At 37.7% G+C, this 12,650-nt stretch carries 14 protein-coding genes; 11 read left to right on the top strand and 3 right to left on the bottom strand.

Annotated features, from left to right (window positions below; translation table 11 throughout):
* The first annotated feature begins 85 nt into the window (after window positions 1-85).
* The 5 genes from WKH56_RS13025 (at window position 86) to WKH56_RS13005 (ending at window position 5,136) form a co-directional block, all read left to right on the top strand.
* On the top strand, window positions 86-763 hold the full coding sequence (locus WKH56_RS13025) for a hypothetical protein (RefSeq protein ID WP_310884236.1): 678 nt from the start codon (window positions 86-88) through the stop codon (window positions 761-763).
* Window positions 764-873: 110 nt separating this feature from the next.
* Window positions 874-1,551 (top strand): hypothetical protein, encoded by a 678-nt coding sequence (locus WKH56_RS13020; protein ID WP_063248222.1) that lies wholly within the window; start codon window positions 874-876, stop codon window positions 1,549-1,551.
* 236 nt (window positions 1,552-1,787) lie between these two features.
* A complete protein-coding gene (locus WKH56_RS13015) occupies window positions 1,788-1,922 on the top strand; it encodes a hypothetical protein (protein WP_275211830.1) in 135 nt (44 codons plus the stop codon).
* Window positions 1,923-2,164: 242 nt separating this feature from the next.
* The gene (locus tag WKH56_RS13010; protein ID WP_028412281.1) at window positions 2,165-2,938 is read left to right on the top strand and encodes an EAL domain-containing protein; all 774 of its coding nucleotides are present in this window, start codon (window positions 2,165-2,167) and stop codon (window positions 2,936-2,938) included.
* A gap of 224 nt (window positions 2,939-3,162) precedes the next feature.
* On the top strand, window positions 3,163-5,136 hold the full coding sequence (locus tag WKH56_RS13005) for a sensor domain-containing diguanylate cyclase (protein ID WP_221832732.1): 1,974 nt from the start codon (window positions 3,163-3,165) through the stop codon (window positions 5,134-5,136).
* Between the two features lie 23 nt (window positions 5,137-5,159).
* Here WKH56_RS13005 and WKH56_RS13000 read toward each other — a convergent pair whose 3' ends face one another.
* Window positions 5,160-5,474 carry a winged helix-turn-helix transcriptional regulator gene (locus WKH56_RS13000; protein ID WP_013055757.1) on the bottom strand — a complete coding sequence of 105 codons (315 nt, stop codon included), beginning with the start codon at window positions 5,472-5,474 and terminating at the stop codon, window positions 5,160-5,162.
* A 289-nt stretch (window positions 5,475-5,763) separates the two neighbouring features.
* Between WKH56_RS13000 and WKH56_RS12995 the strand changes: the two genes are divergently transcribed.
* Window positions 5,764-6,615, top strand: coding sequence for a GRP family sugar transporter (locus WKH56_RS12995; protein WP_028412283.1), 852 nt, complete (start codon window positions 5,764-5,766; stop codon window positions 6,613-6,615).
* 62 nt (window positions 6,616-6,677) lie between these two features.
* Complete coding sequence (gene gdh, locus WKH56_RS12990) at window positions 6,678-7,463, top strand: glucose 1-dehydrogenase (protein WP_014461262.1); 786 nt, start codon at window positions 6,678-6,680, stop codon at window positions 7,461-7,463.
* A 194-nt stretch (window positions 7,464-7,657) separates the two neighbouring features.
* Here gdh and WKH56_RS12985 read toward each other — a convergent pair whose 3' ends face one another.
* Complete coding sequence (locus WKH56_RS12985) at window positions 7,658-8,620, bottom strand: bile acid:sodium symporter family protein (RefSeq protein WP_013082056.1); 963 nt, start codon at window positions 8,618-8,620, stop codon at window positions 7,658-7,660.
* 201 nt (window positions 8,621-8,821) lie between these two features.
* On the opposite strand from WKH56_RS12985, the gene WKH56_RS12980 reads away from it, so the two are divergent.
* The 3 genes from WKH56_RS12980 (at window position 8,822) to WKH56_RS12970 (ending at window position 10,747) form a co-directional block, all read left to right on the top strand.
* Window positions 8,822-9,022 (top strand): DUF3311 domain-containing protein, encoded by a 201-nt coding sequence (locus WKH56_RS12980; protein ID WP_034269918.1) that lies wholly within the window; start codon window positions 8,822-8,824, stop codon window positions 9,020-9,022.
* Window positions 9,019-10,482 (top strand): sodium:solute symporter family protein, encoded by a 1,464-nt coding sequence (locus tag WKH56_RS12975; RefSeq protein WP_275211539.1) that lies wholly within the window; start codon window positions 9,019-9,021, stop codon window positions 10,480-10,482. Before WKH56_RS12980 ends, WKH56_RS12975 begins: the two co-directional genes overlap by 4 nt.
* An 85-nt stretch (window positions 10,483-10,567) precedes the next feature.
* A complete protein-coding gene (locus tag WKH56_RS12970; protein WP_243495527.1) occupies window positions 10,568-10,747 on the top strand; it encodes a hypothetical protein in 180 nt (59 codons plus the stop codon).
* Between the two features lie 129 nt (window positions 10,748-10,876).
* Here the strand turns inward: WKH56_RS12970 and WKH56_RS12965 are convergent, their stop codons facing one another.
* Entirely contained in the window at window positions 10,877-11,128 is a 252-nt protein-coding gene (locus WKH56_RS12965; RefSeq protein ID WP_140451563.1) for a hypothetical protein, read from the bottom strand.
* A gap of 213 nt (window positions 11,129-11,341) precedes the next feature.
* Between WKH56_RS12965 and WKH56_RS12960 the strand changes: the two genes are divergently transcribed.
* The gene (locus WKH56_RS12960) at window positions 11,342-12,649 is read left to right on the top strand and encodes a sensor histidine kinase (RefSeq protein WP_033578240.1); all 1,308 of its coding nucleotides are present in this window, start codon (window positions 11,342-11,344) and stop codon (window positions 12,647-12,649) included.
* Window position 12,650 lies beyond the last annotated feature (1 nt).

The raw sequence follows: 12,650 nt of genomic DNA, 5'->3' as shown, positions 1-12,650 counted from the left end.
TCATGTTGAACGATAATTTAAGAAATAAATCAATTTAGCTTAAATACCAAAACCTATCTAGTAAAAATAAAGAGGATGTGCAGATATGAAAAAAAGGATGAAGACCATTATTGCAGTCCTTGCAGGAACGGTTATTTTAACAGCAGGAATATGGCTGATAAACGAAAGCCGCTATCCCAATGTCCCTGCTTTTAATGATCACTTCACGCGTAAGTTCTTGAACAAAGATAAAAAAGTGGATGATGGTCTTTATGAGTTTAAGTCAAAGACAGGGCAGTATACGATGTGGTTTCCAGAGGAGTATCAAGTTTTACATAAATATCGCGAGGATTACACTAGAAATGGCGAATCATATGAAAATTGGTCAGCCTCTTATATTAAACCCTACGAAAATGATCAACAAACGTACGCTATCAAGGCTGAATTTTCCGAGAACGACACGAAATCAGAATTAATTTATGTAGAGAGTTTATTTAAAGAACAATTAGACAGTAAAAAACCTAAACAGTTAGAAACCTCTCATACAAGAATTTATTATGATTATGCCTATACATATTTTCGTGGTACTAACCAACATATAGTACATGACAGTAAAGAAAATCCGCCCAACCTTTATGTAGCATATGTAGCAGATAAAAGCTCTGATAAGGTAATCAAATTAATATATGATAGTGTAGGGGAAAATACAGAAACAAATAAAATGGATAGAAAGAAATGGTTTTTAAAAATGTTGCAAAGTATTAAATTTGTTAAGGGAAATTAATTATAAGCAAAAGCTTTTTTTAGCATAAGGGCAACAAATCAAAATGCTAAAGACTATTCAATATATAAGGATTAAAGTTTGTTCCAAACGATAAAGTAGAGGGGACGCCGATGAAAAAACGTTCGAAAGTTATCATGATAGTTATCACAGGAGCCGCTATTTTAATAGGAGCAATATGGCTGATAAACGAAAGCCGCTACCCCAACGTTCCAGCTTTTGATGATCACTTTACGCGCAAGTTCTTAAACAAAGATAAAAAAGCCGATGATGGGTTTTATGAGTTTAAGTCAAAGACCGGGCAGTATACGATGTGGTTTCCAGAAGAGTATCAAGTTTTACATAAAAAGAGAGAGGATTATGCTGTAAATAATGATTCCTACGAGAGCTGGTGGGCTGTCTACAATGAAGAAGTTGAAGGTAAAACACAAGCGAATTATATAAAAACTGAGTTTTTAACCAGTAATCCTGCAGATGAGAGTATTCACGTTGAGGCTTTATTTAAAAGAAGATTTGGATTAAGTGTTACTAATAAGATTGAAAATTCACAGACGAGGATTTACTATCAATCAGCTTATATTTATTTCAAAGGAACAGAAAAGCGTGTAATAGTAGATGAGAAGAAACATATTCCTAATACATACTTGGCATATGTAGCAGATAAGCATTCTAATAAAATAGTACAGATTTCCTTCGATAGCAGCGATAAATATAAAAGTGGTGATGAAGACAAAAGACAAGAATGGTTTTTAAAAATGCTGAAAAATATTCGTTTTAATGAGGGGAAATAGTAGAGAATTTATAGAGAAGAAGAGGTAACAAGTTAGATGAAGAAAGTTATAGGATTTGCTTAGCTGTAGGTGCAATATTTTTTGTAATGTCTTGAATGGGCTGTTATCCTTGGTTTTCCAACTAGCATCTATTTATCAACATGAGCAATTTGTCTATGATTACAAGCCAACGATAACAGGTTATTGCGCTAAGTATATAGTAAACGTAAATTTCACATATTAGGTGTTTCTAGCGGTTGATTGGAGGGCAAGACAAGGAGGCTCAGCGGCCGCCCGCGGAAAGCGAAGCCATGCACGGAAATCAACCGCGGTGTCCCAAGCAATCTATACTAGTCCCTTTATTTAATTTGCTCATCTTTAGATGGGGCTGAGTTGCTTATGTCTCAATCTCTTGTTTGAAACATCCTTTACAGCCTATCTATCAAAAGCATAAAAGTCTCTAAAACACTTCTTTGTTGCTATCATAAGCTTCCAGCAAGTCTCAAAATACCTAAATCGCCTAATGGAATATCTTACTTTTAATGGACATTTAGCTGTTTTTAGGATATATTTTTATAAGTTTAGATTATGGAAGAAATAGTATATTGAAAACGAAAGGTGATTAAACGAAAGAATGGATGCTCATGTTTTAAAGGAACTGACGTATGAAGACTTTCAGTTTGTATATCAGCCTATTTATGCGCTGGATTCGTGGGAGACGCTGGGTTTTGAGGCTTTGCTGCGCACGGCTTTCGCAAAAGGGCAAATTGAAGAGTTGTTTTCACTGGCAAGACGCCATAATTATTTGTACAAGCTTGATACGATGGCAATTGAAGGGGCTATAAAGAACTTTCCGTTTGAGGTATTGAAATCTGAGGATTTATTTATCAATGTGTTTCCCTCTACTCTTCTCCACCCGCATTTCCAACGGTTTTTAACATATCTGTTGAACACCTATAAAAATGCGAAACATCGTATTGTATGGGAGTTAAATGAAACGCTTCATGAAAAGATTTTATGGGAATCACCAGCTCTTTTTGCCCGAGTAATGAGTTTGAAAGAGGCCGGTTTCAAAATTGCGATTGATGATTTTGGAGCAGGGGCCGCAGCGATGAGACAGGTAAGCATGTATGAGCCTCACTATATGAAATTGGACCGAAGCTATGCGGAAGGACTAGCCGACTGCAAGCAAAAGAAAGATCTGATTGATTTGCTTGTTAATTATTATCCGCATACGAATCTCATTTTAGAAGGCGTTGAACGAGATAAAGATTTAGCCGCAGCGATTTCGTTAAATCTACATGCTGCTCAAGGCTATTTACTGGGAATGCCGCAGTCAATCTCTTCCTACTTAACTTATAATAAGTACCGCAGTTTATTCAGACGAGAAAGGCTATTGAACTCTTAAACCATAAACTTCACGGAATAGATAATTTATCGTAATATGAGAACGGGTAATTAGACTTACATGCAACGCAGATATCTTGAATTTTTATAAAATTATGTGATTTTGTACGATTGTTAAAATATTTTAAGAGATAAAGAAGACGTGTTGGTTTGGGAGAATGAGTGAATGGCATATCAAAACAAGACGTTTAGTGAAATTCCAAAGGCAGATGGAGGATATTTAGTATGTATAGTGAAGGGGTATTCCAATTTTATTTTATGAATATGCCGCAGCCTGTTATTTTAATTCAGCAAGAAAAACATCAGCTGTATTATAAAGAATGTAACAAGGCAGCTCAGCAATTCTTTGACAAAATGGAAGACAAGATAATCAACAAAGAAAAAAATCTGCTTTTTTACACACTTTGTGAAAAAGCCATTGCCACGAAAGAACCGATTCAATATCAATACATACAGCTTTTTCAGCCCGACCGGCATGCATATGAAGTAACTTTTACTCCTCTTTTTAATCAAGCGACAAACCCTTCACATGTCCTTGTCATGGCTCAAGAAATTCATTATAAAAAAACACAGGAAGAGAGCACGCGCTTGCTCGATGCATTTCTAGAAAACACGGTAGACGCCATTCTAATTGCTGATTGTGATGAGAAGGTCTTAACAGTCAATGGAGCGTTTGAAAAGCTATTTCAGTGGAGAAAAGAAGAAGCTATAGGAAAAAGCCGTCAAGAGATGAACATCGTGTCAAAGAAAGAGGAACAAGAAAGCCTTAAATTAATAGCAGAATTAAAAAATGGCAAGACGCTGTCTCCTTATGAAACAGTCAGGTACACAAAGAGCGGCGAAAGGGTGTGTGTATCTGTTAGCTGTTCACCGATTTATGACTATCAAAATCAACTGGTCGCCTATTCAGTGATTTACCGAGATATCACAGCTATTAAAAGATTAGAATTAGAGCTCATAAAAAGCAAACAGTGGTACAAATCGCTATTTACAAACCACCACCACGCAGTTTGTATGCTGAATTTGGACGGCACAATTTTAAATATCAACAGCGCATTCTTAGAAACGTTGCAGCTTTCTGCAAGCGATGTGCTGCATAAAAATTACCGAGACATTGCTAAAAGACTGGGAGCCTGTAATTACAAACGCTGGAATGTATATGAAGAAATCAGCTATTGCACAGAGCTAACATTCCGAAGAAGCCAACATTCTATACAACATGTGTATATTACAACGATTCCTGTTAAAGTAAATAATCAAACGGTTGGCGCCTATGCAATCTTACACGATATTACGCCTCAAAAAGAAGCAGAAGAACAGTTGGCGTATACGCTGAAAGAACTTGAAAATATAAAATATGCGCTTGATGAATCAGCTAGCGTTATGATTATAAATGCAAGTGGGACTATTACCTATGCAAATGATATGTATGTACAGTATTCAGGTTATGAAAAAGAAGATTTAGTAGGGAAGTATTATCGAGATGCAGGGCTTAATCATGATCATCATGAGCTACTTGAAACAATAAAAAGCGGAAAAGTATGGCGAGGACAGCTTGAAATGGGGACGAAGCATCATCAGTCATACTGGGTATCGAAAACAATTGTGCCGTTAAAAGATATAGACGGAAATATTACTCATTATGTATCCATTCATAATGATATTACTGAACAAAAAGCGCTAGAAAATAAACTTCATTTTGAAGCCACTCACGATAGTTTAACAGGTCTTCCCAACCGGGCAATGTTATTAAAAGAGTTAAACAAAGTAATTGAAAAAGGGCAGCAAAAAAGCGATGAGTTTTTTGCGCTTTTGTTTCTTGACTGTGATAATTTTAAGCAGATTAACGATGAATATGGCCATCATATAGGCGACGAATTTCTAAAAGCATACACGAAGAGGTTAAAAAGCTGTGTGAGGAAAGGCGATCGCATTTATCGTTTGGGCGGAGATGAGTTTATCATTATTTTAAACGTAACAAACCGACGAGAAATTGAACAAATTGCTAGGCGAATTCACGTATCTCTTCAGCAAAGCTGGAATGTACGGGGCTATTGTTTGCGCACCACAACTACCATCGGCGTCTCTATTTATCCAGAAGACGGGGAATCGGCTGCTTCATTATTAAAAAATGCAGATGATGCGTTATATAAAGGAAAAAGAGAAGGGAAAAATAATTATATCCTCTACCAAACGTAAAAAAAGCCTCCAAAGAGGCTTTTTTATTTTATCCATGTTTTTGCCCACTTGCTGACGGGTCCTAAGATCATACCAAGCTCTGATCCTTTTTTAGTTAAGATATATTCAATACGAACCGGACGTTCAGGAATAACGTGCCGGATTACAATTCCTTCTTCTTCTAACTCTTTCATTCGTTCGGTTAACATTCGTTTACTTAAAGAGGGAATGCTGCTGTGAATTTCACTAAAGCGTTTAGGACCGCTCATCAGGACATAAATAATTAACCCGTTCCATCTTTTTCCTATTATATCAAACGTTTTCCACACTTTTGGACATAACTCATCAAATTCATTCATTCATGCCACCTACTTTATTGTATATAGGATATTAAAAGTAACCCTTATAATGTTATTATATACTAGCATTTGGATAATGAAAAGGCTATCTTTTTTTATTTTCAAAACTTTCAGTAGCTTGGAAACGCTGTATTGTAAAGTTTTTAAAAAAAGTCACAGAATCGACATATTATTATTGACGTATCAAGAAAAAAGGTCTAAGATTGGTTACATAAAGTTACCTAGTTAAATAAAAGGTACTTTAAATTTACAATTACATCAAGAGTTTGAGAAAGAAGGTTAGTATCAAATGGATATCCTTTTGGCTATTCTTCCTGCGATTTTCTGGGGAAGTATTGTCCTGTTCAACGTTAAATTGGGCGGAGGTCCTTACAGTCAAACGCTTGGAACTACAATTGGTGCGCTGATCTTTTCAGCCGTTATTTATTTCGTAGTTCATCCAGTGTTGACGCCGCTTATTTTTATTGTCGGAATCGTTTCAGGATTATTTTGGGCAGTTGGGCAAAGTAATCAGTTGAAAACGATTGATTATATTGGTGTTTCAAAAACCATGCCAATTTCAACTGGTATGCAGCTTGTGACAACATCACTGTTTGGTGTTATCGTGTTTCACGAGTGGTCAACAACAACAACCGTTATTTTAGGCGTGTTAGCTCTTATTTTTATTGTTATTGGTATCGTGCTAACATCACTAGAAAGCGAAAAAAACCCAGAGCAATCTGGACAATTCAAAAAAGGGATTATTACCCTTATTGTTTCAACAATTGGATACTTAGTGTATGTAGTTGTCGCTCGTTTATTTAATGTAGACGGCTGGTCGGCACTATTCCCACAAGCTATTGGTATGTTAATTGGTGGACTTATACTTACTTATAAACACAAACCGTTTAATAAATATGCAATTCGCAACATTATTCCAGGCCTTATTTGGGCAGCTGGTAACATGTTCTTATTTATCTCTCAACCTAAAGTAGGGGTTGCAACAAGCTTCTCATTATCACAAATGGGAATCGTTATTTCAACGCTTGGCGGTATCTTCTTACTTGGAGAAAAGAAAACAAAGCGTCAGCTTATTTCAATTACGATTGGTATTGTGCTCATCATTTTAGGTGGCGTATTCCTCGGAATGGCTAAAAGTTAACGTTTACGTAAAAGTTAATGATAGTATGTATGAATAAATGAAAACACTAGGAGGATTTTATTATGTATACAGATTTAAAAGATAAAGTAGTTGTAATTACAGGTGGATCAACAGGTTTAGGTCGCGCAATGGCTGTTCGTTTCGGTCAAGAAGAAGCAAAAGTTGTTATTAACTATTACAACAATGAAGAAGAAGCTTTAGATGCGAAAAAAGAAGTAGAAGAAGCAGGCGGACAAGCAATCATCGTTCAAGGCGACGTAACAAAAGAAGAAGACGTTGTAAATCTTGTTCAAACAGCTATTAAAGAATTCGGTACATTAGACGTTATGATTAACAACGCTGGTGTTGAAAACCCAGTTCCTTCTCATGAGCTATCTTTAGATAACTGGAACAAAGTTATTGATACAAACTTAACAGGTGCATTCTTAGGAAGCCGTGAAGCAATTAAATATTTCGTTGAAAACGACATTAAAGGAAACGTTATTAACATGTCTAGTGTTCACGAAATGATTCCTTGGCCATTATTTGTTCACTACGCAGCAAGTAAAGGCGGTATGAAACTAATGACGGAAACATTGGCTCTTGAATATGCGCCAAAAGGTATCCGCGTAAATAACATTGGACCAGGTGCGATGAACACACCAATCAACGCAGAGAAATTTGCAGATCCTGTACAACGTGCAGACGTAGAAAGCATGATTCCAATGGGTTACATCGGTAAACCAGAAGAAGTAGCATCAGTTGCAGCATTCTTAGCATCATCACAAGCAAGCTATGTAACAGGTATTACATTATTTGCTGATGGTGGTATGACGAAATATCCTTCTTTCCAAGCAGGAAGAGGCTAATATAGTTTAGAATCGATGTGGAAAAAAGAGACATGGCAAAAAGCGCCATGTCTTTTTTTTCTATACCTAAGAGAATTTCACCCCCCTTTCGGGGTTGGTGAAATTCTCCTAGGTAAAAGCTTTTAAGAACTTTTTAAAACCTTTTTGGGAAGGTTCAAGGGAGCTTTTCGTGCGTCCCTTATAAGTTTATGTTATTAGCCAGCCATTTTTTTGTCAGACGAGGGCTGGTTTTTGTCTTTTAGTTTGCTGAAGATAAAGGCAAGAACTGAGCCTGAGATGTTGTGCCAGACGCTGAAGATGGCGCTTGGGACAGCGGCTAGCGGCGAAAAGTGAGTGGAAGCAATGGTAACGCCGAGCCCTGAGTTTTGCATGCCAACTTCCATTGCGACCGCTTTTTGTTTGGCTAAATCCATTCCGCATAAGCGGGCAAAGAAGAAGCCGATTGTAAAACCAAGAATGTTGTGAAGCACAACTACTGCAAAAATGATACCGCCTGTTTTAGCAAGCTGTGCTTGGCTTCCTGCCACAACGGCGGATACAATCAAAACAATTGCGACTACTGAAACAAGGGGAAGAGCTTTGGAACTTGCTTCTGCAGCTTTTCCAAAAAACTTTTTGATCGTAAATCCAAGAGCAAGCGGAATGATGACAACTTGTATAATGGAAATAATAAGAGACATGATATCAATATCGACCCACTTGCTTGCAAATAATAAAATAAGAAGCGGTGTAACAATCGGTGCTAAAATGGTTGAAACAGAAGCGATAGCAACTGCAAGCGCAACGTTTCCTCGAGCCAAAAAGACCATTACGTTTGATGATGTGCCGCTTGGACAGCAGCCTACTAAAATAACGCCCACTGCTATTTCTTTTGGTAAATCTAAGCCAATCGCCAAACCGAATGCGAGAAGCGGCATAATGATAAAATGTCCTACCACGCCTAGTGCTACTTCTTTCGGTCTTCGAAATACTTCGCTGAAATCAGACGCTGACAGCGTTAACCCCATTCCAAACATGACAATTCCTAAAAGCGGAACGATATACTTTCCAATCCATACAAAGTGCTCTGGGAATGAATAGGCAATAACGGAAATTAAAATAACCCAAAGCGTAAATGTTTTTCCTGCAAATGTACTGATTTTCTCTATTGTTTTCATCTGTACGATACCTCCTGCGAACTATAAGAAGAAATTATACTATTTATTCAGAAAAATTAAAACAGTATTTTTGTAAAATAGTACAGAATATTTTATCTTTTGGAGATTATTTCAGTTTAAATGCAAGCATTCCTTCATTGAATGGACAGAATATGTGGTAATATAAAGAAGTTAGTTTTAGAAAGTCGGAGGAGTTTAGTCATGAAATTTATCTATATTTTGTCTGTCCTTCCGTTCGTAGGCATATTAGGGTTTCTTCCCTTTGTTAATGAAGTCACTCCGTTTGTTCTCGGTATGCCGTTCAATATGTTTTGGATGGTGATATGGGTGGTGCTTACGTCCATTATTTTAGGGGTTATGTATAAGCTTGATCCCAGAAATCGGGAAGGGGAAGAAGAATGAATAGTGCACTTATTATTATTTTACTATTTTTAGTGGCAGCTATTTTTCTTGGCATACGATCAACCAAAGGCAAGGATATGAACTTGGAGCAGTGGACGGTAGGCGGACGCGGTTTCGGGGCTATTTTAGTTTTTGTGCTGATGGCCGGAGAAATCTATACAACGTTTTCGTTTCTAGGCGGAAGCGGATGGGCTTATGGAAAAGGAGCTCCTGCACTTTATGTCTTAATTTATATTAGCTTATCATATGTCTTATCATACTGGCTTCTTCCTGTTATTTGGAAGTATGCAAGAGATCATAAGCTCGTCTCGCAGCCTGATTTTTTTGTAAGCAAATATAAAAGCCCTTACCTTGGTGTGCTTGTAGCTGCTGTAGGAGTGATTGCGGTCATTCCTGTTATTGTTGTGCAGTTAAAAGGATTGGGAATTATTGTATCACAAGCATCATACGGCGCCATTTCAATGCCGGCAGCCATTTGGATGGGAGCTATCAGTTTAACGCTGTATGTGATGATATCCGGTATCCACGGTTCTGCATGGACGGCCGTTATTAAAGACATTATGATGCTTGCTGTGATTGGATTTTTAGGTATTTATTTACCTTTTCATTATTACGGAGGATACGGTCCAATGTTTGAAGCGGTGAATACAGCGAAGCCGGGATTTTTAAAGTTTCCTGAGCAAGGATTAAGCGTCTCGTGGTTTATTTCGACCGTTATTTTACTAGTACTTGGTTTTTATATGTGGCCGCAGGTGTTTAGCTCAAGCTATACAGCGAAAAATGCAAAGGTATTTCGCAAGAATGCAATCATTAGTCCTCTTTATACGCTGATGCTGCTCTTTGTATTTTTTGTTGGATTTGCAGCTATTTTAAAAGTTCCTGGTTTAAGCGGAGGAGACGTGGATCTTGCGCTATTACGGATCTCAATCCAAACGTTTGATCCTTGGTTTATTGGAATTATAGGAGGAGCGGGTTTGCTGACAGCGCTTGTGCCGGGATCGATGCTGTTAATGAGTGCGTCAACGCTGCTGGCGAAAAATATTTATAAACCGTTTGCGCCTCAAGCAAGCGAAGCGCATATTGCTCGTTTAGCGAAAAGCTTTGTACCGGTTGTGGCTCTTATTTCCGTTTACTTTACACTAAACGGAGGAACGACGCTGTCAACAATTATTTTAATGGGCTATAGTCTAATGACACAGCTGTTTCCATCTCTGCTTTTCAGTTTGAAGAAAAATAACTTTGTAACGAAACAAGGAGCAGCGTGGGGGATTGTTGCTGGAATTATTGTAGTGGCCTATATTACAATCAGCGGCTCTACTATTGGTACGTTGTTCCCATCCCTGCCTCAGCAAATGAAGGATATCAACGTCGGATTTATTGCGCTGCTTATCAACTTTATCGTAATGTGGGGAGTCAGTATGCTCACAAAGCAAAACGAAGCTGGGACAAAAGTATATTAGACGAAGTGAAAAACGAACCATTGATCAACACATTTGATTAGTGGTTCGTTTTTTTGTTAGGGTCAACGGTAGACCCTTCTAGCAGTTGATTGGAGGGCAAGACGAAGACTCCTGCTTGAAAAGCGGAACAAGTGAGACCCCACAGGAGCGCAAGCGACGAGGAGGCTCAGCGGCCGCCCGCGGAAAGCGACGTCTTGCACGGAAATCAACTGCGGTGTCACAAGCGGTTCAGCTCATGTCTACCGTTTGTTCGTCTTTAAATTAGATTCATCTCATTATGTCTCAGCCTCGTTTTTTCTAATCAAACAGCAAAGAGCCAAAGGAATAGGATCATCCTTTGGCTCTTTACGTGGCTTTTAACCGATAATTTGTAAAATTTCCTACATCAACTGATTTACGCTAAAGCGGGAACTCGGTCGTTATAGTAAATAACTTCCGATAGGATCTTACACCCTTTAATCTCCTGAAATGTCTTTTTCGCCTCTACCTCTGATTCAAATTCAAACATAGTCGGACTTTGGTTTTTCGAGTAAACGGTAATGATCCACATTGTAAAATAAGCTCCCCCTGTAAAATAATAGTTTTCCTTTTTAGTGTAGCTATCAGGTGATGTAATAATAATTGAATAGTTGTGATACAGCCTCACATTTTAAAAGGTACTTCTACTATACAACAAAAATTACAAAATAAAACAAGAAAATCTAAAAAACTACAAAGAATAATGAAAGAGAATAAATAACCGTTTATATATGGGCTATATTTATAAATGGAAGTGAGAGTGTAAAAAATATAGGAAGAGCGATTGTCTTTTAGATTGCTAAACTATATACTTATGTTCAAAAAGTGCAGGACGTGAACGATGAAAGTTGATACGGTAGTAAAAAAAGATGTTTTACTCATTTTGGTGATGATAGTTGTTGTGCCGCTAGCAGGAGAGCTTAAATATTATCCTTTTCATGATACGTATAGAGTCAGCTTTGCTGTGCCCATTTTTTTCTTTTCACTGCTGCTTTTAAGAAAGGTATCTCCTGTAATACCAGGTATTTTAGTTGCGAGTGCTATAGTGGGCTTTCGAATGTACCTTGATTGGTATAATTACGAATCATTTGATTTTCTGCATTCTTTGCAGATTCGATGCTCAGCAGGGATTTATTATCTTGTTTATGCCATTGCTTTTTCTTGGTTTAAGATTAACGATTTTCATTCAAAGCCGTGGATTATTGGCATATGGAGCATCATCATCGAAACGGTTTCAGGCGGCATGGAACTGCTTTGTATGTATGTGATGGTTCACCATCATATTGTGTTTCCGGAGTTCATGCAAATTTTTATTGTAGGCGTCTTTCGAAGTTTCTTTGTTTTATGTCTGTTTAGCATGATCAAGCTTTACGAAGGGCAGCTGAGAGAACGGCAAATCTCTCAAAAAAATGATCAGCTGCTTGTTGTGCTTTCAAATTTGTATGAAGAATCCATTCATTTGAAAAAAACGCTGCAAGACGCTGAGAGAATTACGAAAAAGTCGTATGATTTATATGAAGAACTACACGAAGCAGATATCCACCAGCTTACTTCGCTGCACGAATTTAGCCAAAAAGCATTACAAATTGCAGGAGAAGTACATGATATTAAAAAAGACAATCAGCGGATATCAGCAGGACTGTCCAAGGTCATTACAAAAGAGGAATTTTCTGAGTATATGGAAATCGAAAGTCTGCTTCAAATCGTCATGCGCAGCAATGAAAAGTACGCGGCGATGTTAGCAAAAGATATTCATTTTTCATATTCGGTTCTAGGGGAGCATCCTCGCTATCACGTGTACTTGTTTTTATCATTAATTAATAACTTAGTAACGAATGCAGTCGAAGCAATTGAAAAAGAAGGCGCGATTATTATCGACGTATGCCGAGAGGAAGACCGCATTTTACTATATGTAAGAGACAGCGGTCCCGGTGTAAAAAAAAGGCATGAACGTCTCATTTTTAAAGCGGGATTTACATCCAAATACGCAAAGGACGGGACGCCTTCTACAGGTCTTGGGCTTGTCTACGTTAAGCAAATGACCGAGCAGCTGGGCGGGAGTATTCAATTTATTAATCTGTCTCCAAGCCCCGGTGTTCAATTTACTATAGATTTACCTATTTCTACGTTAATGGGGGATAAGGACTAAT

Source organism: Priestia sp. SB1 (assembly GCF_038898415.1).
The sequence above is the reverse complement of the archived record's forward strand: the minus strand, read 5'-3'. Positions and strand labels throughout refer to the sequence as shown.

Excerpts from the sequence above, each read along its gene's own strand:
- WKH56_RS12960 (WP_033578240.1), top strand. The coding sequence starts at position 11,342 with ATGAAAGTTGATACGGTAGTAAAAAAAGATGTTTTACTCATTTTGGTG.
- WKH56_RS13005 (WP_221832732.1), top strand. The coding sequence starts at position 3,163 with ATGTATAGTGAAGGGGTATTCCAATTTTATTTTATGAATATGCCGCAG.
- WKH56_RS13010 (WP_028412281.1), top strand. The coding sequence starts at position 2,165 with ATGGATGCTCATGTTTTAAAGGAACTGACGTATGAAGACTTTCAGTTT.
- WKH56_RS12995 (WP_028412283.1), top strand. The coding sequence starts at position 5,764 with ATGGATATCCTTTTGGCTATTCTTCCTGCGATTTTCTGGGGAAGTATT.
- WKH56_RS12985 (WP_013082056.1), bottom strand. The coding sequence starts at position 8,620 with ATGAAAACAATAGAGAAAATCAGTACATTTGCAGGAAAAACATTTACG.
- gdh (WP_014461262.1), top strand. The coding sequence starts at position 6,678 with ATGTATACAGATTTAAAAGATAAAGTAGTTGTAATTACAGGTGGATCA.
- WKH56_RS12975 (WP_275211539.1), top strand. The coding sequence starts at position 9,019 with ATGAATAGTGCACTTATTATTATTTTACTATTTTTAGTGGCAGCTATT.
- WKH56_RS13000 (WP_013055757.1), bottom strand. The coding sequence starts at position 5,474 with ATGAATGAATTTGATGAGTTATGTCCAAAAGTGTGGAAAACGTTTGAT.
- WKH56_RS13025 (WP_310884236.1), top strand. The coding sequence starts at position 86 with ATGAAAAAAAGGATGAAGACCATTATTGCAGTCCTTGCAGGAACGGTT.
- WKH56_RS13020 (WP_063248222.1), top strand. The coding sequence starts at position 874 with ATGAAAAAACGTTCGAAAGTTATCATGATAGTTATCACAGGAGCCGCT.
- WKH56_RS12980 (WP_034269918.1), top strand. The coding sequence starts at position 8,822 with ATGAAATTTATCTATATTTTGTCTGTCCTTCCGTTCGTAGGCATATTA.